Consider the following 20690-nt stretch of genomic DNA (forward strand, 5'->3'; position numbering starts at 1 on the left):
ATGTTCGGAAAATTATCACTGGATGCAGTACCGTTCCATGAACCTATCGTCATGGTAACGATCGCTGCAATTATCGTCGGGGGACTGGCGATACTGGCAGCGATTACTTACTTCGGTAAGTGGACCTACCTATGGAAAGAGTGGTTAACGTCAGTTGACCATAAACGCCTCGGCATCATGTATATCATCGTCGCGATTGTGATGCTGTTACGTGGTTTCGCCGATGCCATCATGATGCGTAGCCAGCAGGCACTTGCCTCCGCAGGCGAAGCGGGTTTTCTACCGCCGCACCACTACGATCAGATCTTTACCGCTCACGGCGTAATCATGATCTTCTTCGTGGCGATGCCCTTCGTTATCGGTCTGATGAACCTGGTGGTTCCGCTGCAGATCGGCGCGCGCGACGTTGCGTTCCCTTTCCTGAACAACCTGAGCTTCTGGTTCACCGTTGTCGGCGTTATCCTGGTTAACCTCTCGCTGGGCGTGGGTGAATTCGCGCAGACAGGGTGGCTGGCTTATCCGCCGCTATCGGGAATAGAGTACAGTCCCAGCGTCGGGGTCGATTACTGGATATGGGCGTTGCAACTCTCGGGTATTGGTACGACGTTAACCGGTATCAACTTCTTCGTGACGATCCTGAAGATGCGTGCGCCGGGTATGACGATGTTCAAGATGCCGGTCTTTACCTGGGCCTCTTTGTGCGCCAACGTACTGATCATCGCCTCTTTCCCGATTCTGACGGTTACCGTCGCGTTGCTGACCCTGGATCGCTATCTGGGCACCCATTTCTTTACCAACGATATGGGCGGCAACATGATGATGTACATCAACCTGATTTGGGCCTGGGGCCATCCGGAAGTGTACATTCTGATTCTGCCGGTCTTCGGGGTATTCTCCGAAATCGCAGCGACCTTCTCGCGTAAACGTCTGTTCGGCTATACCTCGCTGGTTTGGGCGACCGTCTGTATTACCGTACTGTCGTTTATCGTTTGGCTGCACCACTTCTTCACGATGGGCGCAGGCGCGAACGTTAACGCCTTCTTCGGTATCACCACCATGATTATCGCCATCCCGACCGGGGTGAAGATCTTCAACTGGTTGTTCACCATGTATCAGGGCCGTATCGTCTTCCATTCCGCAATGATGTGGACCATCGGCTTTATCGTGACCTTCTCGGTCGGCGGTATGACCGGCGTGCTGCTGGCGGTACCGGGCGCGGACTTCGTCCTGCACAACAGTCTGTTCCTGATTGCGCACTTCCATAACGTGATCATCGGCGGCGTAGTGTTTGGCTGCTTCGCGGGTATGACCTACTGGTGGCCGAAGGCGTTTGGCTTCAAGCTGAACGAAACCTGGGGTAAACGCGCCTTCTGGTTCTGGATTATCGGTTTCTTTGTAGCCTTTATGCCGCTGTATGTACTGGGCTTCATGGGCATGACCCGTCGCCTCAGCCAGCAAATTGATCCGCAGTTCCATACGATGCTGATGGTTGCCGCCGCCGGCGCCGCGCTGATTGCGCTGGGTATCCTGTGTCAACTGATTCAGATCTTCGTTTCTATTCGCGACCGCGATCAGAACCGCGATCTGACCGGCGACCCATGGGGTGGCCGTACGCTGGAGTGGTCAACCTCGTCTCCGCCGCCGTTCTATAACTTTGCCGTTGTGCCGCACGTTCACGAACGTGACGCCTTCTGGGAAATGAAAGAAAAAGGCGAAGCGTACCAACAGCCTGGACAATATGAAGAGATTCATATGCCGAAAAATAGCGGTGCCGGTATTGTTATCGCCGCCTTCGCAACGGTATTTGGCTTCGCCATGATCTGGCATATCTGGTGGCTGGCGATAGTGGGTTTCGCAGGCATGATCATCAGCTGGATTGTAAAAAGCTTTGATGAAGATGTGGATTACTACGTGCCGGTCCCGGAAGTCGAAAAACTGGAAAACCAGCATTTCGATGAGATTACTAAGGCAGGGCTGAAAAATGGCAACTGATACTTTAACGCACGCGACTGCCCACGCGCACGAACACGGGCACCATGACGCAGGCCAGAACAAAATCTTCGGATTTTGGGTCTACCTGATGAGCGACTGCATTCTGTTCTCTATTCTGTTTGCTACCTATGCCGTTCTGGTGAACGGCACCGCTGGCGGCCCGACAGGTAAGGACATTTTCGAACTGCCGTTCGTTCTGGTTGAAACCTTCCTGCTGTTATTTAGCTCCATTACCTACGGCATGGCGGCGATCGCCATGCACAAGAACAACAAGAGCCAGGTTATCTCCTGGCTGGCGTTGACCTTCTTGTTCGGTGCCGGATTTATCGGGATGGAACTCTATGAATTCCATCACCTGATTGTTAACGGTATGGGCCCGGATCGCAGCGGCTTCCTGTCTGCGTTCTTCGCGCTGGTCGGCACGCACGGTCTGCACGTCACTTCCGGTTTGATCTGGATGGCGGTGCTGATGGTGCAAGTTGCCCGTCGCGGTCTGACCAGCACTAACCGTACCCGCATCATGTGCCTGAGCCTGTTCTGGCACTTCCTGGATGTGATTTGGATTTGCGTATTCACTGTTGTTTATCTGATGGGGGCGATGTAATGAGTCATTCTACCGAGAGCGGCGGCGCATCCCACGGCAGCGTAAAAACGTACATGACCGGCTTTATCCTGTCGGTCATCCTGACGGTTATTCCATTCTGGATGGTGATGACCGGCGCTGCCTCTCCGGCCGTTATTCTGGGATCTATCCTGGCAATGGCAGTGGTGCAGATTTTGGTGCATCTGGTGTGTTTCCTGCACATGAACACCAAATCTGATGAAGGCTGGAACATGACGGCCTTCATCTTTACCGTGCTGATCATCGCCATCCTGGTTGTGGGCTCCATCTGGATTATGTGGAACCTCAACTACAACATGATGATGCACTAAGAGCGGCGAGTATGATGTTTAAGCAATACCTGCAAGTAACGAAACCAGGCATCATCTTTGGCAACCTGATCTCGGTGATCGGGGGATTTCTGCTGGCCTCAAAGGGCAGCATTGACTATCCCCTGTTCATTTATACGCTGGTCGGGGTGTCACTGGTTGTGGCGTCGGGTTGTGTATTTAACAACTACATCGACAGGGATATCGACAGGAAGATGGAAAGGACCAAGAATCGGGTGCTGGTCAAAGGCCTGATTTCTCCTGGCGTCTCGCTGGTATACGCCACCCTGCTGGGTATTGCTGGCTTTATGCTGCTGTGGTTTGGCGCTAATCCTCTGGCCTGCTGGCTGGGGGTGATGGGCTTCGTGGTCTACGTTGGCGTGTACAGCTTGTACATGAAGCGTCACTCCGTTTACGGCACGCTGATTGGTTCTCTCTCCGGCGCAGCGCCGCCGGTGATTGGCTACTGCGCCGTAACGGGCGACTTTGACAGCGGCGCGGCGATTCTGTTGGCTATTTTCAGCCTCTGGCAGATGCCGCACTCTTACGCCATCGCCATTTTCCGCTTTAAGGACTATCAGGCGGCCAATATCCCGGTTCTGCCGGTGGTAAAAGGAATCTCAGTCGCTAAAAACCACATCACGCTGTACATCATTGCGTTTGCCGTTGCAACGCTAATGCTCACGTTGGGCGGTTATGCCGGTTACAAATACCTGGTGGTCGCCGCGGCGGTCAGCGTTTGGTGGCTCGGCATGGCGCTACGCGGTTACAAAGTGGAAGATGATAAGGTCTGGGCGCGTAAGCTGTTCGGCTTCTCTATCATTGCGATTACCGCGCTGAGTATCATGATGTCCGTTGATTTTATGGTGCCGAATTCGCAGAATCTGCTGACTTACGTCTGGTAACAAGCGTTGCTATTGAAAAAACCGCCGTGTCACAAACGGCGGTTTTTTTATCCATTTCATCAGGCAGTAACGCCCCACGAGTTATCGATTCTGAATAATATGTAAATTATCCGTTTTCAGTAAATCAACTTTTTTACCATTGATTGTTGCCGTCGCTGACTTCACGGTGAAAGTAAGTTTATGGTAATCACACAAGTCACCGTTTTTCATCAAGAGATATCCCATCGACTTAAAAGAATCCCCCATACCCTGTTCAGCACCCAGAGTATTGAGACCCAAAGGAGGAAAAGCGACTATTCTTTCGTCACTAACTCCAGCATCATTTTTTAATATCAATTCCACACGTAAGTTCGCAACATGAATTAACTTATTCGTATTGACAACAAATCCAATCTGACACAGAGGAATATTATCAATCCTGCCAAATAATCCCGCATATTTTTCTAATGTCAGCTCAGGAAGTTGCTGACTAAAATCATTACGGCGCTTTCGATCTTTTTCACAATAATCAAGATAATCGCGTTGTGTCATCTTTTTTATATAGCTGTTATCGTAATAGTGCCAGGATTGTTGGCAATCGACATCTACACTCTGGCCATTAAAATACATCTGTGCTAAATAATCAGCGGCCGCCTGTAATTCTTTCTCATAAGCTTTTTTAAAAAATACAGCGCTTTATCGTAATCAACGTTAACCATTACGCCAGAATAGTACATACGACCTAACGTATACAATGCTTCTCCATTACCTTGCTGCGCCGCCATTTCATACCATTTCCTGGCTTTCTCTCCATCTGGTTGTAATCCCAATCCAGCGTGTTCATAAAGAAAACCTAACAGCGTCTGTGAGTCGGCATCCCCCTTCTCGGCCGAAATTCGGAGCCATTTCAGCGCTTCAGCAATATCTATCGTTTTCGTTTCATTATTAAAATACAAAGTAGAGACCAGTTTTGCCGTCTGATACGCGACCTCAGGATCACCCTCTCTCGCCCAGAGTATCGCTATCCGCGCAAGATGTGATGAGTCAAAACCTATTCGACTCAGCAGTTTTCGCTCATCTGATTGCGGGGCATAAAAATAGAAACTTAAGCCTTGAATAAAATGAGGACGAAATGAAAGGTCTCTATATGCCTCAAGTTTATTACTATAAACACTCCCAATTATACGTTCACTCACCTTTTTATCGAGATTGATATTGGATAGATTAATTTTTTCTCTAAGCTGTTTTGCTAATGTTTTCGCTTGCGTAATGTCCTTTTGGGTACCGATGCCATATTCATAGAAATAAGCTGCATTAAAGCAACCATAATCACCGTCCAAATCACAAGCCTGCTCGTAGTACTTTATTGCTTGCGGAATATCCACAGACACTGAAACACCGTACTCATAAATAAACCCCAACTCCGCCAGCGCTTGAGCATTATTATCTTTGGCTAACGCTTTTAGCTCATTTAGCGCCTGAATATCTTTCTGCGCAATACGGCTATACAACGCGTCAATATCACCACCTGCCTGACATACCGATGCGAAAGAAAGCCCAAGCAGAAACAAAATACTCCATTTCCGTTTTATCATTTTTCATTCCCTTATTCTTTATCTAAAAAGCGCACACTATCAGCTTTCAGTAAATCGACATTCTTACCGTTAATCGTTGCCGTAGCGGATTTCAGCGTAAAATGGATATCGTCAATCCCGTGACAAAAATCTTGCGTATACAGCGGGAGATCGTATGGGGTAACGAGAGGATCAACATCATGATTTTGCATATCTATCCCCAGAGTATTCAAACCGAATGGCGGAATCATCAACGTTTCCTCAGTTGCCATTCCATCAGCATTCTTCAGTTCAAGCGTAATATGCAAATTCGCCATGTTACGAATTTTATCTGTGCCAATCTGAAAAATTAGTGCGCATTCTTTCGGTTTAGCCGTTATCCCGCGAGAGAAAATTCTCTCTTTTTTCAGGGTTACTTTAGGTAAAGCATCCGCGTTGTTTTTTCGACTCTGAATATCCGCTGCGCATTTACTTAAAAATATTTTTTCCTCAACTTTCTTACCTACATATCGAGATGCTTTCTTGTAATACGACCAGGCTTTATCACAATCAGGTGCAGTACCTAAACCGTTATAATACATCCAACTCAACGGCATCGTTGAGCGCGAATTAGTACCATCATTTTCAACCTGCGTAAATAATGCCAGCGCTTTAGCGTAATCAGTGCGCCCTGTTGCGCCAGAATAATAGATTTTACCTAACGCAATCTGTGCATCGCTGTCCCCCTGCTTAGCCGCCTGTCCATACCATTTTTGTGCTTCCTGAATGTCTGGCTTAATCCCCCACTCATCGCCCTCTCCCCCCGAATAAATACCCTCCAAGAGAGATTGGGCCTCAACGACGCCTTTTTCCGCGGCGGCGCGAAACCATTTCAACGAGGCCGGCCTGGCTTTATAAGGCTCATCCACATAATGACCAGAGAAATCATTAAGGGTGAGTAACCCCAGTTGATAATCCATTTGTGGATCGCCGTCCTGCACCCATAGCGTAGCAAGGCGGAACGTTTTTTCCTGATTAAATCCGATACGACTAAAAAAAAGCGCATCGCTCTCTGGCCTATTATTTAGAAAATTAAATAGTGCATTAATAAATTCTGGTCGCTGCGATTTATCCGTATCGGCCAATACTTTTGCCGTGAAAATTTCTTGCGAAAACTTATCAATATATTCTTGCTCAATCAATAAATTATCCAGATTCATTTTCTTAGCATACTTATTGGCCTGAGCGCTATCTTTGGCCACTCCGTCGCCATACTGATAAGCATACTTCACATTATAACAGCCGTAGTTACTGCCAAGCTCACAGGCCTGCTTGTAATACTGCAACGCCTGTTCGCGATTCATCGGTACATTAAGGCCGTATTCATGGATAAACCCCAGTTCATCCAGAACCGAAGCTCTTTTTTCCACAGGCAAAGCATCAAGATCCTTCTGGGTAAGCACAGCATATTTTACATCATCTTTACCGTTGTTCGCTGAAGCATTCACCTGGCTAACAAATAAAACACCCGCTAAAATACATAATGATAAAAATTTAATTTCCATAACGAATTCACTCCTTGAATAATATAATAAATGCGACTGCTGACGAACCTTCTGCCTGATAAACGCGCGCCATCACGCGGAAAGTTTGCTATCAGTCTCGGCGTTGTTGAATAAATCAAATTTTCAGGAGATGGACGGTTCTGATCATTGCCATCGTTTCAGAATCGGCTTCCTATGGCAAAGCAAAAGTTTAAAGTCACCCACCGGCCAGCAGCGCGGTTCGCTGACAGTCTGACTTGACGAGTCTGCTATTGCTACATGGAGCAACAGCGTACACAGCCTGAAGGCCGTGGCTAACCGCTACACTATACTGAGATGGCTCAGATAGCCACTACAGCTCAAGGAGATCGGAATATGAATGAGCACAAGGCTATGCTGACTCTCCCGATCGCCCCTATCGTGTTAACAATTTATCTCTTTTTTAGCTCAACTGTTTCAAAAACATAATATTTGCTAATTAACCCTCTATTTACCCGGCACACTCCCCGCACTACACTACTCCCAGCTTTTATACAGAGGTGGCAATGAACGATTATAAAATGACGCCAGGGGAGCTGCGCGCCACATGGGGTTTAGGGACCGTCTTTTCGTTGCGTATGCTGGGCATGTTTATGGTTCTACCAGTACTGACCACATACGGTATGGCGCTACAGGGCGCCAGCGAAGCATTAATCGGCATTGCGATCGGCATTTACGGGCTGGCGCAGGCTATCTTTCAAATTCCCTTTGGGCTGCTGTCCGACCGCATTGGCCGCAAACCGCTGATTGTCGGCGGACTGGCGGTATTTGTCGCGGGCAGCGTCATTGCCGCGCTCTCCCACTCAATCTGGGGCATTATTCTGGGGCGAGCGCTACAAGGGTCCGGCGCTATTGCCGCCGCCGTCATGGCGCTCCTGTCTGACCTCACCCGCGAGCAAAACCGTACCAAAGCGATGGCGTTTATCGGCGTCAGCTTTGGTATCACCTTCGCGATTGCGATGGTATTAGGGCCGATCGTTACCCATAGTCTGGGATTGAACGCGTTGTTCTGGATGATCGCCGCCCTCGCCACCCTGGGCATTATTTTGACGATCTGGGTGGTTCCCAACAGTACCAACCATGTGCTGAATCGCGAATCCGGGATGGTCAAAGGCAGCTTCAGTAAAGTGCTGGCGGAGCCGAGGCTGCTCAAGCTCAATTTAGGCATTATGTGTCTGCATATTTTATTGATGTCCACCTTTGTCGCCCTGCCCGGCCAGCTTGCCGATGCCGGTTTCCCTGCCGCCGAACACTGGAAGGTGTATCTGGCAACCATGGTAATCGCCTTTGCCGCCGTCGTGCCTTTTATTATCTATGCTGAAGTCAAACGGCGGATGAAGCAGGTATTCCTGTTCTGCGTGGGACTCATTGTCGTCGCAGAAATCGTGTTGTGGGGAGCGGGCCAACATTTCTGGGAGCTGGTGATTGGCGTACAACTCTTTTTCCTCGCCTTTAATCTGATGGAGGCGCTGCTGCCTTCGCTTATTAGCAAAGAATCGCCCGCGGGGTATAAAGGAACGGCGATGGGCGTCTATTCTACCAGTCAGTTTCTTGGCGTGGCGCTTGGCGGCTCGCTGGGCGGCTGGATAGACGGCACGTTTGATGGGCAAACCGTTTTCCTTGCCGGGGCCGTACTGGCGATGGTATGGCTGGCGGTGGCAAGTACCATGAAAGAGCCGCCCTATGTCAGCAGCCTGCGTGTGGAAATTCCAGCGGATATCGTTGCTGACGACAGACTAAAACAGCGACTGTTGGAAATGAAAGGCGTAAGCGAAGCGCTGATCGTGGCGGAAGAGCATTCCGCTTACGTCAAAATCGACAGCAAAGTGACCAATCGCTTTGAAGTTGAACAGCTTATCAGCAAAGGATAAATACTGCATTGCCGGATGGCGGCGAGGCTCTATCCGGCATAACAACTTAATCGCGGAAGTTTTTGAACTGGAACGGCTGGCCCAAATCACCGCCGCGAACCAGCGCCATTACCGATTGCAGATCGTCACGTGATTTGCCCGTCACGCGAATCTCTTCCCCCTGAATTTGCGCCTGCACCTTCAGTTTGCTGTCTTTAATCAGCTTGACGATTTTCTTCTGCACGGCGCTTTCAATGCCCTGCTTCAGCTTCGCTTCCACATACCAGGTTTTACCGCTATGCACGAACTCGTCCGGTACATCCAGCGAAGCGCCTTCAATACCGCGTTTAAGCAGCTTGGCGCGCAGAATATCGAGCAACTGATTGACCTGGAAATCGGACTCGCTCAGCACCTTGATGGTTTTATTGGCATCGTTCAGTTCAATAGTCGCCTCTACGCCACGAAAGTCAAAACGAGACTCAACCTCGCGAACCGCGTTATCCACGCCGTTACGCGCTTCCTGCAGATCAACTTCAGAAACAATATCGAAAGATGGCATCTTTTCTTCTCCCTTCATTTTCGTTGCGTTGCATAATACCTGCAACGAGGCTTAACGAGAAGCTTAGCTGATGACGCTATAATTAGCGCCATAACACCTGGCGCTGTTGCAGGTGAGGAGGAACAATGAAAATTACTGTACTGGGATGCGGAGCCTTAGGACAACTTTGGCTTTCGGCACTGTGCAAACATGGACATGACGTACAGGGCTGGCTACGGGTGCCACAACCTTATTGCAGCGTAAATCTGATCGATACCGATGGTTCCTTTTTCAACGAATCACTGACGGCAAACGATCCGGATTTTTTGGCGAAGAGCGAACTGTTGTTAGTCACGCTGAAAGCGTGGCAGGTTTCCGACGCAGTACGAACCCTGGCGTCAACCCTACCGGTGACGTCGCCTATTCTGCTCATTCATAATGGAATGGGAACCATAGAAGAACTGCAAAATATCCAACAGCCGATGTTGATGGGGACTATCACCCATGCTGCGCGCCGCGACGGTAATATCATTATTCATGTCGCTAACGGTACTACGCATATTGGCCCGGCACGCGAGCAAGACGGCGATTACAGTTATCTCGCCGAGATCCTGCAGGGGGTACTGCCCGATGTCGCCTGGCATAACAATATCCGCGCAGAGATGTGGCGCAAACTGGCGGTCAACTGTGTTATCAACCCGCTCACCGCGCTTTGGAACTGCCCGAACGGCGAGCTGCGCCATCATACTGATGAAATCAACGCGATTTGCGAAGAGGTCGCCGCCGTGATTGAACGTGAAGGCTACCACACATCGGCAGACGATTTACGCTATTATGTTGAGCAAGTGATTGACAGTACGGCAGAAAACATCTCATCCATGTTGCAGGACGTGCGCGCCATGCGCCATACCGAAATTGACTACATCACCGGTTATTTACTCAAGCGCGCCCGCGTGCACGGTCTCGCCGTTCCGGAAAATAGCCGCCTGTTTGAAATGGTAAAGCGAAAGGAGAGTGAGTATGAGCGCTCAGGCACTGGTATGCCTCGCCCCTGGTAGTGAAGAGACCGAAGCGGTCACCACTATCGATCTGCTGGTTCGCGGCGGAATCCACATCACTACCGCCAGCGTCGCCAGCGATGGCAACCTGACGATTGTCTGCTCGCGCGGCGTGAAGCTGCTGGCGGATGCGCCGCTGGTTGAAGTTGCCGACGGCGATTATGACATCATCGTGTTGCCCGGCGGAATTAAAGGCGCCGAGTGCTTTCGCGACAGCCCGCTGCTGGTCGAAACCGTAAAACAGTTTCACCGCTCCGGGCGTATTGTCGCAGCCATTTGCGCCGCAGCCGCTACAGTGCTCGTGCCGCACGATATCTTCCCTATCGGCAATATGACCGGTTTTCCGGCGCTGAAAGATAAGATCCCCGCCGAACAGTGGCAGGATAAGCGTGTGGTGTGGGATGCGCGGGTAAAATTATTAACCAGCCAGGGACCGGGTACCGCTATCGATTTTGGCTTGAAAATCATCGACCTGTTGGTTGGTCGTGAAAAAGCGCATGAAGTGGCTTCGCAACTGGTGATGGCGGCGGGGATTTATAACTACTACGAATAAGAATGATTGCCGGATGGCGGCGTAAACACCTTATCCGGCCTACAAAACGGTACAGTCTGTAGGCCGAATAAGCGGCAGCGCCATCCGGCAGTTATTTTACGGGCGTTCGCCCTGCGCCAGACGCGCATTAATATGCGCAATCACCCCAGATAAATCCGCCAGTGAATCCACCACGTAATGCGCCCCGGCGGCGTACAGCTTGCTGGCCGCGTGCTCGCGGCGGACCGCAACGTCCTCTTTCGACATTGTCTGATAGGCGTCCCATGTTGCGCCGAATTCGTTACCCGATACCGCCAGCCCCACCGTCCACATCCCCGCGTTAAGCCCCTCGCTAATGCCCGGCGCGGCATCATCTACCTTCACGCAGTGCGCGACCGCATCAATGCCCAGCGCAATCACGTTTTGCAGCGCCATCCACGGCCCCGGGCGACCACCCGCGGCCAGGTCGTCCGTTGCTACCCAATGATCCGGACGATAGCCATGCTCGGCGGCGGCGGGAACCAGGCGCTCCATCACCGCTCGTGGGTAACCGGAGCAGGAGCCTATCTTGATGCCCTCGGCTCGTAGCGCCGCGATCGTGTCGATAACTCCGGCAATAGGAGAAGAAAAATCGACAACTTTAGCAATCTGTAACGGCATGAAAGCGGCGTAGATGGCATCAATATCTGCTGCGCTCATGGAGCGACCAAACTTTGCCTGCCAGCGCGCGTCAACAGCAGGTAATTTTCCCAGAGCTTCAATGTGTTGCCATTTACCCAGCCCCATTGGCACGCGTGCTTCGGCGAGGGTGATCTCCACATCAAATGCCTGACGGAACGCCTCGACGAAAATTTGCGTCGGCGCGAAGGAGCCAAAATCGACGGTGGTGCCCGCCCAGTCGAGAATAACAGCGTGAATACGGTTCATCATGGTTCCTTATTTCGTCCAGTACATGGCGGTACGAATGGCGGTCAGCAGGGCAGTGATATCGGCGGCATATACTTCGCCAATGTTGCCGATGCGGAAGCAGTCGCTTTGCGACACTTTGCCAGGATAGATAACAAAGCCCTGCTCTTTGAGGCGGCGATAAAATTCGCTAAAGCGATACTGCGGGTCTTCCGGTGAATAAAAGGCGGTGATAATGGGCGAATGAAGCTCGTCATCCAGCAGCGTGTTAAAGCCCAGCGCCCGCATTCCGGCCACCAGGCTGCGCTGATTTTGCTGATAGCGTTGATGACGTGCCGCCACGCCACCTTCTTTCGCCAGCTCTTTCAGCTCCTGTGCAAACGCCAGGACGGTATGTGTGGGCGAAGTAAAACGCCATTTGCCGTGGTTATCCTCCATGCAACGCCACTGGGCGTAGAGATCTAACGACAGCGAGCGGGAACGCCCTTTGCACGCGGCCAGTTTTTGCTCGCGGGCAATCACGAAGGCAAAACCCGGCACGCCCTGAATGCATTTATTGGCGGAGCTGATCAGATAGTCGATGTGTAATGCTGCAATATCCATGGGGATGCCGCCGAAGCTACTCATGGCGTCAACGATGTAGGTTTTGCCATAGCGATGCGCCAGAGTGCCCACCTCATCAATGGGGTTGAGCATCCCGGTGGTCGTTTCGCTATGCACCATGGCGATATGGCTGATCGTCGGGTCGGCGTTGAGGATCGCGTCGATCGCCTGCACGTCCGGGCGCGCAACTTCGCCGCAGTCGTAAGCGTGATGGGCGGTACCCATAAGGCCGGCCATCTCGACCATTCGTGCGCCGTATGCACCGTTGCTGACGATCAGCACCTTATCCTGCGGACCCAATGCGCTGCCCAGTACGGCTTCCACAGCATAGCTGCCGCTGCCTTGCAGTAGTACGGAGGTGTAGCCTTCGGAGGCCGTTGCCAGTTCGGTCAGCTGCTGGCGGATCTGTTCCACCACGCCGATATTGTAATCATCATCCCAGGTACAGCTATCGAACAACATCGCTTCTTTCACGGTACGAGAGGTGGTGAGCGGGCCAGGAGTCAGCAACAGATAGTTACGCGAAGTCACGTTATTTACCTTTGGTCTATACCAGATTGCATTTATCATGACGATCTTTGCCGCGACGGGTCAAAGAGAAAATCGCGCTGCAACAAAAAATTCATCTCTGCTTGTATAATGGCGGCAGGCAAAACGGAAGCGAGTAAGCATGAAATCTATCCCGGGCGATATCCCGCAGTACCTGTTGATCAAGGCACAGCTTCAGGCACGTATTCAGAGCGGTGCGTTGAAAAGCGGTGATAAACTGCCGTCTGAACGCGAACTGTGCGCGATCTTCAACACCACGCGCATTACTATTCGCGAAAGTCTGGCACAGCTGGAGTCCAGTGGGCTTATCTGGCGCGCCGATCGTCGCGGTTGGTTCGTTACGCCGGAACGCCTGTGGCTGGATCCGACCCAGAACACCAACTTCCATAAGCTTTGCCGCGAGCAGGGGCGGGAGCCAAAAACCGCGCTACTGAGCGGCGTGTTAACCACCGTGCCTGTCGAGGTCATGGAGCCCCTCCAGCTCCAGCCGTTTGATCAAATCTATCTGCTGACCCGTCTGCGTTACGCCGATGGCCGCGCCGTGTGCTACTGCGAAAACCATTGTTTGCCCGCCCGCGTGCCTGAGCTGCTGCAGTACGATCTCAACGGCAGCCTGACCGAGGTATACGAGTCGCACTACAATCTCGTCTATACCAGCATGCATCTGTCATTCTACCCCACCGCCATGCCTGCGCAGGCCGCACAGGCGCTGGGAGTTATGGAAGGACGCCCGGCGCTGTTACTGCGCCGCCTGAACTACGATCAACACGGGCGAGTGCTGGATCTGGATATCGAATACTGGCGTCACGACAGCCTGCGTATTGAGGTAGATACCCACTAGCGGATGCGCCGGATGTTGGCTGCGGGACTTATCCGGCCTACCAATCGTATCGTCTCACGGCTATCCGGATAAACGCAGCATCATCCGGCGTGGACTGATTTATTTCTCTTTCATCGTTTTGTCATATAAGCCGTTTAGCGTAAAAAGCAAACCTGGTATAGGCCAGAAAATGCAACGTACGCTATGAGGCTATTACGATGAAACTTTCCCGACTTGCTCTGCTGTCTGTCTTCGCTCTCGCCAGCGCCCCGTCATGGGCGGAATCGGTGGTCACGGTGTACTCCATCGACGGGCTGCACGATGGCGATAACAGCTGGTACCAGGTGCAGTTTGACGCATTCACCAAAGCGACCGGCATTACCGTACGCTATGTTGAAGGCGGTGGTGGCGTGGTAGTGGAACGTCTGGCAAAAGAGCGCACGAATCCACAGGCCGACGTGCTGGTAACCGCGCCGCCATTCATTCAGCGCGCCGCCGCCGAAAAGCTGCTGGCGAACTTTAACACCGACGCCGCATCGGCTATCCCCGATGCCAACAACCTTTATTCGCCGCTGGTAAAGAACTATCTGAGCTTTATCTACAACAGCAAGCTGCTGAAAACTGCCCCGGCGAGCTGGCAGGATCTGCTTGACGGTAAATTCAAAAATAAACTCCAGTATTCCACGCCAGGTCAGGCCGCTGACGGCACGGCGGTGATGCTGCAGGCTTTCCACAGCTTCGGCAGTAAAGATGCCGGTTTTGCGTATCTCGGCAAGCTGCAGGCCAATAACGTCGGGCCATCTGCCTCTACCGGCAAGCTAACCGCGCTGGTTAATAAAGGTGAAATCTACGTCGCTAACGGCGACCTGCAAATGAACCTCGCGCAGATGGAACGTAACCCGAACGTGAAAATCTTCTGGCCGGCCAACGACAAAGGCGAGCGCAGCGCGCTGGCCATCCCTTATGTCATTGGCCTGGTCCAGGGGGCGCCGCAGAGTGAAAATGGTAAAAAGCTGATTAACTTCCTGCTGAGTAAAGAAGCGCAGACTCGCGTCAGCGAACTCTCCTGGGGAATGCCAGTACGCAGCGACGTGACGCCTAGCGACGAACATTACAAGGCCGCCACTGCCGCGTTAGAAGGCGTGCAGAGCTGGCAGCCAAATTGGGATGACGTAGCCGTTTCGCTGTCGGCAGATATTAGCCGTTGGCACAAAGTGACCGAAAGCGAGTAAGCCTGATGCTGATGAAAACGACTGCCGTTCACGTCCCTGCATCGCAGGGGACATCGGGGATAGTCCTCGACTCGCTGCGCGTTGCGTATCACGGCAACGTGGTGCTTAAACCGCTCTCTTTGACGATTGAACCTGGCGAAGTGCTGGCGCTGATTGGCCCATCAGGATCTGGAAAAACGACGGTGCTGCGTGCGGTTGCGGGCTTTGTGCAACCTGCAGGCGGTCGTATTCTGATTGGCGATACGGACGTCACCCATCTGCCACCCTATAAACGCGGGTTGGCGATGGTGGTGCAGAACTACGCCTTGTTCCCGCATCTGAAAGTGGAAGACAACGTCGCTTTTGGCCTGCGTGCGCAGAAGCAGCCAAAGGCGCTAATTAATGAGCGTGTAACGCAGGCGCTGAAAACGGTTGGCATGAGTGATTACGCCGCCCGTTATCCGCATCAACTTTCCGGCGGCCAGCAGCAACGCGTGGCCATCGCCCGCGCGATTGCCGTGCGCCCGCGCGTGCTGTTGCTGGATGAACCACTGTCAGCGCTGGACGCACAGATTCGTCATAATATGGTGGAAGAAATCGCCTGTCTTCACCGTGAGCTGCCGGAGCTCACTATTCTCTACGTCACCCACGATCAAACGGAAGCGCTCACCCTGGCCGATAAAATCGGCATTATGAAGGATGGCTCGCTGATTGCTCACGGCGAAACCCGCGCGCTGTATCAGCATCCGCCCAATCGTTTTGCCGCCGAATTCTTAGGTCGCGCCAATATTCTCTCCGCCATCGCGCTGGGGATAACGGAGGCTCCGGGGCTGGTGGACGTCAGCTGCGGCGGTGCGGTGATTCGCGCGTTCAGCCGGGGCAGCCACCACGGTTACAACAAACTGCTGTGCATTCGTCCTCAGCACCTCAGCCTGACACCGCGTTCGGCCTACAGCAACCGCTTCAACGCCACACTGCAATCGGTGCACTGGCAGGGCGATTTAACCCATCTGCTGTGTGACGTTGCTGGCGAAACGGTGCGAATGGTGTTGACGCATGTCAATCCGCTGCCGCGCGTGGGCGACAAGCTGGCGCTGTGGTTCGAACCGGATGATGCGGTCCTGATTGAGGTATAACCATGTCACTCATTTTACCTCTGGAAAAACCGGCGCTTAACCTACGCCCACTGCTGTGGCTGCTGCTCCCGTTGCTGGTGCTGGCGACGCTGTTTTTCTGGCCTCTGTCGCTCATCGTTGAACAGGCGCTACGCGGTGCTAATGGCGAGATCGGGCTCGAGACCTTCCGCCAGGTGGTCGACTCGAAACGCTTTGTCGGCGCGTTGCTGAACACGTTGCAAATCGCCTTTTTCGCCACCGCCGGTTGCCTGCTGCTGGGCAGCGTGATGTCGCTGATTCTGGTGTTTATTCCTTTCCCCGGCAGCGAGTTGATTGGTCGGGTCGTCGATACTTTTATTGCGCTGCCGACCTTCCTGATTACGGTGGCGTTCACCTTTATTTATGGGTCAGCGGGTCTGCTCAACGGTACGCTGATGAGCCTGTTTGCCTTTGAGCTACCGCCGGTGGATTTTCTCTACTCGATGCAGGGCGTCATTCTGGCGGAGATCACGGTGTTCACTCCGCTGGTGATGCGGCCACTGATGGCCGCGCTGCGGCAAATTGATAAAAGCCAGCTAGAGGCAGCCAGCATTCTGGGGGCGCCCCCGTTACGGGTGATTGGGCAGGTGATTTTCCCGGCGGCGCTACCGGCGCTGATGGCTGGTGGCAGCCTGTGCCTGCTGAGCCTGTGCCTGCTGTTGACCACTAACGAGTTTGGCATCGTACTGTTTATTGGCGCGAAAGGGGTTAACACCCTGCCGATGATGGTTTACAGCAAAGCGATTCTGGAGTCCGACTATACGGTCGCCTGCATGATTGCGTTGATTAACATTGTCTTGTCGCTGGGGCTGTTCTCCCTCTATCGCCTGGCGGCATCGCGTACCGGCGTAAGGAGCCAGCCATGCTAATTTGGTCACCTAAAGGACGCGCAGCGGCGGGCGTTGTGGCTAGCGTACTGTTTATCGTGTTCTTTTTCCTGCCGCTGGCGGTGATTCTAATGTCCAGCCTTAGCCAGCAGTGGAGCGGTATTCTGCCGAGTGGCTTCACGCTGAACCACTTTGTTAACGCTCTGCACGGTGCGGCATGGGATGCCCTACTTGCCAGCCTCACGATTGGCTTTTGCGCCAGCCTGTTTGCGCTGCTTTGCGGCGTTTGGGCGGCGCTGGCGCTGCGTCAATATGGGGTGAAAACGCAGAAATGGTTAAGTATGGTGTTCTATCTGCCGAGTGCGATTCCGTCAGTGTCCGTGGGTCTGGGCATTCTGGTTGCTTTCAGCCAGGTGCCATTGCAAATGAACGGCACCCTATGGATTGTGCTGACAGCGCACTTTGTGCTGATTTCCGCCTTTACCTTCAGTAACGTGTCGACCGGACTGGCGCGCATTTCCGCCGATATTGAAAACGTCGCGTCGAGTCTGGGGGCATCGCCCTGGTATCGTCTGCGTCACGTGACGTTGCCGTTATTGATGCCGTGGATGGTGTCAGCGCTGGCGCTGAGTTTATCGCTCTCCATGGGGGAGTTGGGCGCGACGATGATGATTTATCCGCCGGGCTGGACGACGCTGCCGGTAGCTATCTTTAGCCTGACCGACCGTGGAAATATTGCCGACGGCGCGGCGCTGACTATTGTGCTGGTGGCCATTACGCTGCTGCTGATGATGAAGCTGGAGCGCATTGCAAAACGGTTGGGGCAGAAATAAAACGGTAGGCCGGGTAGGACATAGCCGCCACCCGGCAAAGGAATTACGGACGATACGCTTTCACGTTTTCAAAGCCCTGCTCGCGCAGATAGAGAGCCTGCAGGCGGCTCATTACCCCGCGCTCGCACCACAGCAGCCAGGTTTTGCTCTGATCGAGGTCGCCAAATTTAGTGCTCAGCTTGTAGAACGGCAGCGAAACGACGTCCACACCTTCCACTTTCAGCGGCTTGTCATCCTGCTCATCCACAGAACGGATATCCAGAATCACGTCGTTCGGGCCGAAACCGCTCACGGTTTCTACTTCCACCACCTCCTGCTGGGTCTGCTGGGCGATTTCACGAATATCGACGTTGTTCGCTTCTTCTACCACCTTATCGAGAATACTGAAGTCGAAATTTTCTTCTTCGGCTTCAATTTTCGCTTTAATGGCTTTCACCGTCGGACTTTTTGAAATCACGCCACAGTATTCCGGCATCGTACGGGCAAAATCTTCCGTACCAATCTGGCGCGCCAGGTTGATAATGTGCTCTTTATCGTAAGAGATCAGCGGGCGCAGGATCAGCGTGTCAGACACGTTATCGATCAAGCGCAAGTTGGTTAGCGTCTGGCTGGATACCTGGCCCAGCGCTTCGCCGGTCACCAGCGCCTGTACGCCGTAACGTTCCGCCACTTTCGACGCCGCGCGTACCATCATACGTTTGAGCACCACGCCCATCTGGCCGTCGTCAACTTTCTCCAGAATCTCGCCGACCACCGGTTCGAAGTTAATCGCCACAAAACGCACGCGATGGGAGCTGCCAAAGCGGTTCCACAGGTAATGCGCCACCTGGCGAACGCCGATTTCATGCGCCGCGCCGCCAAGGTTAAAGAAGCAGTAGTGTACGCGACAGCCGCGACGCATCAGCATATAGCTGGAGACGCCGGAGTCAAAACCGCCGGAGATCAGCGACAGCACATCTTCCTGGGTGCCAATCGGGAAACCACCAATACCTTCATAACGCCCTTTGATCAGCAGCAGGCGATCATCTTCCACTTCCAGATGCACCGTCACATCCGGGTTAGTGAGCTTCACGCGCGCCGATTCAATATGCTGATTTAATCCGCCGCCAACATAGCGCTCCACTTCAATGGAGCTAAACTCATGCTTACCGCGACGTTTTACCCGCACGCAGAAGGTTTTGCCTTCAAGCTGTTCGCGATACTGCGCCAACGCTTTCTCGAAAATGTCGTGCATATCGGTGAACGGCACATCTTCGACTTCAAGAATATGGTGAATCCCCGGGATGCGGGTCAGCGCGTCGCGAATCGCCAGACGCTGGTTTTCATCTTTGGCGCGAACTTCAATGTTATCCCAGTGACGGACAACCGCGAGGGTCTCATCGTAGTGCTTTAAAACGTTACGGATGTTCCCGGTTAAAATTTTTATAAAGCGCAAACGCACAGATTGGCTTTTGATAGTGATTTCCGGGAACAATTTAATGATAAACTTCATGGCGGCAATGGTTCTTTAGCAAGCTATCTAAGGCTTGTCGTGGAGAAATAGTATAGCAGCCCATACCTACGGCTGCATCCAGGCGCGGAAGTATATCACTATCACGGACATCTTGCGCATTTCCCCTTACCATTGCGCGTTATTTGCTTATCAGTGTGAGTCCGTTACCATAGACTTGTGCTGCCATTACAGAGAGTCAAACAGTCATCATGCCGAAGAAAAATGAGGCGCCCGCCAGCTTTGAAACTGCGCTGAGCGAGCTGGAACATATTGTTACCCGCCTGGAAAGCGGCGATTTGCCGCTGGAAGACGCGCTGAATGAATTCGAGCGCGGCGTACAACTGGCGCGTCAGGGGCAGGCAAAACTGCAGCAGGCGGAACAGCGCGTGCAAATTTTGCTGTCTGATAATGAAGAGGCTTCACCTGAGCCTTTTATCGCGGATAATGAGTAAATGGACTTTACGCAGCAGCTACAGGCTTGCGTAACGCAAGCGAATCAGGCGCTGAGCCGTTTTATCGCGCCACTGCCCTTTCAGAACACTCCCGTGGTCGAAGCCATGCAGTATGGCGCATTATTAGGCGGTAAACGCCTGCGGCCATTTCTGGTTTACGCCACCGGTCAAATGTTTGGCGTCAGTACGGCAACGCTGGATGCGCCAGCTGCGGCGGTCGAATGCATTCATGCCTATTCGCTGATCCATGACGACCTGCCAGCAATGGACGATGACGATTTGCGTCGCGGCCTGCCGACTTGCCATATTAAATTTGGCGAAGCCAACGCAATCCTGGCGGGAGACGCGTTGCAAACGCTGGCGTTTGCCATTCTCAGCGACGCGCCGATGCCGGAAGTCACCGATCGCGATCGTATCGCGATGATCGCCGAACTGGCGAACGCCAGCGGCATCGCCGGTATGTGCGGCGGTCAGGCATTGGATCTGGCGGCAGAAGGCCAGCGGATCACTCTGGACGCGCTGGAACGTATTCATCGCCATAAGACCGGCGCGCTCATTCGCGCCGCCGTTAGACTTGGCGCGTTGAGCGCGGGCGATAAAGGACGGAATACTCTGCCGATACTTGACCGCTATGCAGAGAGTATCGGCCTTGCCTTCCAGGTTCAGGATGACATTCTGGATGTGGTGGGCGATACTGCAACGTTAGGTAAACGTCAGGGCGCAGACCAGCAGCTTGGCAAAAGTACCTACCCTGCACTTCTGGGTCTTGAGCAAGCCCGGAATAAAGCCCGGGACCTGATAGAGGACGCCCGTCAGTCGTTACATCAGCTGGCCGCGCAATCACTGGACACCTCGGCACTGGAAGCGCTAGCGAACTACATAATCCAGCGTGATAAATAAACCCCATATCCAATGAGCTTGCG

General features: G+C 52.9%; 19 protein-coding genes and 2 pseudogenes. 14 read left to right on the forward strand and 7 right to left on the reverse strand.

Translation table 11 applies throughout. From position 1 onward, the window contains the following. Genes cyoB through cyoE form a run of 4 tightly spaced genes read left to right on the forward strand, consistent with a single transcriptional unit; the run spans position 1 to position 3827 of the window. Complete coding sequence (cyoB, locus tag ACQ29O_RS16480) at positions 1-1992, forward strand: cytochrome o ubiquinol oxidase subunit I (protein ID WP_000467158.1); 1992 nt, start codon at positions 1-3, stop codon at positions 1990-1992. After that, on the forward strand, positions 1982-2596 hold the full coding sequence (locus ACQ29O_RS16485; protein ID WP_000179833.1) for a cytochrome o ubiquinol oxidase subunit III: 615 nt from the start codon (positions 1982-1984) through the stop codon (positions 2594-2596). Before cyoB ends, ACQ29O_RS16485 begins: the two co-directional genes overlap by 11 nt. Continuing rightward, positions 2596-2925, forward strand: a complete 330-nt coding sequence (locus ACQ29O_RS16490; protein WP_000019878.1) for a cytochrome o ubiquinol oxidase subunit IV — start codon at positions 2596-2598, stop codon at positions 2923-2925. The genes ACQ29O_RS16485 and ACQ29O_RS16490 overlap by 1 nt, the downstream gene beginning before the upstream one ends. Positions 2926-2936: 11 nt before the next feature. Continuing rightward, complete coding sequence (gene cyoE, locus ACQ29O_RS16495) at positions 2937-3827, forward strand: heme o synthase (RefSeq protein WP_000971352.1); 891 nt, start codon at positions 2937-2939, stop codon at positions 3825-3827. 81 nt (positions 3828-3908) lie between these two features. Here cyoE and ACQ29O_RS16500 read toward each other — a convergent pair. Continuing rightward, positions 3909-5401 (reverse strand): annotated as a pseudogene (locus ACQ29O_RS16500) (tetratricopeptide repeat protein). An 11-nt stretch (positions 5402-5412) separates the two neighbouring features. Further along, complete coding sequence (locus tag ACQ29O_RS16505) at positions 5413-6924, reverse strand: SEL1-like repeat protein (protein WP_253336130.1); 1512 nt, start codon at positions 6922-6924, stop codon at positions 5413-5415. Between the two features lie 524 nt (positions 6925-7448). On the opposite strand from ACQ29O_RS16505, the gene ACQ29O_RS16510 reads away from it, so the two are divergent. Continuing rightward, positions 7449-8813: an MFS transporter gene (locus ACQ29O_RS16510; protein WP_001000932.1), complete on the forward strand. Its 1365-nt coding sequence runs from the start codon at positions 7449-7451 to the stop codon at positions 8811-8813. A 46-nt stretch (positions 8814-8859) separates the two neighbouring features. Here ACQ29O_RS16510 and ACQ29O_RS16515 read toward each other — a convergent pair whose 3' ends face one another. Then, positions 8860-9351 carry a YajQ family cyclic di-GMP-binding protein gene (locus tag ACQ29O_RS16515; protein WP_001138913.1) on the reverse strand — a complete coding sequence of 164 codons (492 nt, stop codon included), beginning with the start codon at positions 9349-9351 and terminating at the stop codon, positions 8860-8862. A gap of 125 nt (positions 9352-9476) precedes the next feature. Between ACQ29O_RS16515 and panE the strand changes: the two genes are divergently transcribed. Both panE and yajL read left to right on the forward strand, forming a co-directional pair. Next, complete coding sequence (panE, locus tag ACQ29O_RS16520; protein ID WP_000705817.1) at positions 9477-10388, forward strand: 2-dehydropantoate 2-reductase; 912 nt, start codon at positions 9477-9479, stop codon at positions 10386-10388. Continuing rightward, positions 10351-10941 (forward strand): protein deglycase YajL, encoded by a 591-nt coding sequence (gene yajL, locus ACQ29O_RS16525; RefSeq protein WP_020937100.1) that lies wholly within the window; start codon positions 10351-10353, stop codon positions 10939-10941. The genes panE and yajL overlap by 38 nt, the downstream gene beginning before the upstream one ends. A gap of 8 nt (positions 10942-10949) precedes the next feature. Here the strand turns inward: yajL and ACQ29O_RS16530 are convergent. The 3 genes and pseudogenes from ACQ29O_RS16530 to phnW form a co-directional block, all read right to left on the reverse strand. Next, positions 10950-11032, reverse strand: a pseudogene (locus tag ACQ29O_RS16530) (hypothetical protein); the annotation flags it as partial. A gap of 5 nt (positions 11033-11037) precedes the next feature. Beyond that, positions 11038-11847 (reverse strand): phosphonoacetaldehyde hydrolase, encoded by an 810-nt coding sequence (gene phnX, locus ACQ29O_RS16535; RefSeq protein WP_001675137.1) that lies wholly within the window; start codon positions 11845-11847, stop codon positions 11038-11040. A gap of 9 nt (positions 11848-11856) precedes the next feature. Continuing rightward, positions 11857-12960: a 2-aminoethylphosphonate--pyruvate transaminase gene (gene phnW / locus ACQ29O_RS16540; RefSeq protein WP_045161153.1), complete on the reverse strand. Its 1104-nt coding sequence runs from the start codon at positions 12958-12960 to the stop codon at positions 11857-11859. Positions 12961-13099: 139 nt separating this feature from the next. On the opposite strand from phnW, the gene phnR reads away from it, so the two are divergent. From phnR to phnV, 5 genes are all read left to right on the forward strand, one after another. Next, a complete protein-coding gene (phnR, locus tag ACQ29O_RS16545) occupies positions 13100-13819 on the forward strand; it encodes a phosphonate utilization transcriptional regulator PhnR (protein ID WP_000836268.1) in 720 nt (239 codons plus the stop codon). A gap of 197 nt (positions 13820-14016) precedes the next feature. Then, positions 14017-15030, forward strand: coding sequence for a 2-aminoethylphosphonate ABC transporter substrate-binding protein (gene phnS, locus ACQ29O_RS16550; RefSeq protein WP_000778008.1), 1014 nt, complete (start codon positions 14017-14019; stop codon positions 15028-15030). Between the two features lie 5 nt (positions 15031-15035). Then, positions 15036-16145, forward strand: a complete 1110-nt coding sequence (gene phnT / locus ACQ29O_RS16555) for a 2-aminoethylphosphonate ABC transport system ATP-binding subunit PhnT (RefSeq protein ID WP_000928799.1) — start codon at positions 15036-15038, stop codon at positions 16143-16145. 2 nt (positions 16146-16147) lie between these two features. Further along, complete coding sequence (gene phnU / locus ACQ29O_RS16560) at positions 16148-17032, forward strand: 2-aminoethylphosphonate ABC transporter permease subunit (protein WP_045161151.1); 885 nt, start codon at positions 16148-16150, stop codon at positions 17030-17032. Next, on the forward strand, positions 17026-17823 hold the full coding sequence (gene phnV / locus ACQ29O_RS16565) for a 2-aminoethylphosphonate ABC transport system, membrane component PhnV (RefSeq protein ID WP_000909800.1): 798 nt from the start codon (positions 17026-17028) through the stop codon (positions 17821-17823). Before phnU ends, phnV begins: the two co-directional genes overlap by 7 nt. Before the next feature lie 43 nt (positions 17824-17866). Here phnV and thiI read toward each other — a convergent pair whose 3' ends face one another. Next, a complete protein-coding gene (thiI, locus tag ACQ29O_RS16570) occupies positions 17867-19315 on the reverse strand; it encodes a tRNA uracil 4-sulfurtransferase ThiI (protein ID WP_000668651.1) in 1449 nt (482 codons plus the stop codon). A gap of 209 nt (positions 19316-19524) precedes the next feature. Here thiI and xseB point away from each other — a divergent pair, with 209 nt between their 5' ends. Together xseB and ispA are read left to right on the forward strand one after the other, a co-directional pair. Then, positions 19525-19767: an exodeoxyribonuclease VII small subunit gene (gene xseB, locus ACQ29O_RS16575; protein ID WP_001124944.1), complete on the forward strand. Its 243-nt coding sequence runs from the start codon at positions 19525-19527 to the stop codon at positions 19765-19767. Next, positions 19768-20667, forward strand: a complete 900-nt coding sequence (ispA, locus tag ACQ29O_RS16580) for a (2E,6E)-farnesyl diphosphate synthase (protein WP_000348077.1) — start codon at positions 19768-19770, stop codon at positions 20665-20667. The last annotated feature ends 23 nt before the right edge of the window (positions 20668-20690 follow it).

This window comes from Salmonella sp. GDC200615 (assembly GCF_050574145.1).
Classification (GTDB): domain Bacteria; phylum Pseudomonadota; class Gammaproteobacteria; order Enterobacterales; family Enterobacteriaceae; genus Salmonella; species Salmonella enterica.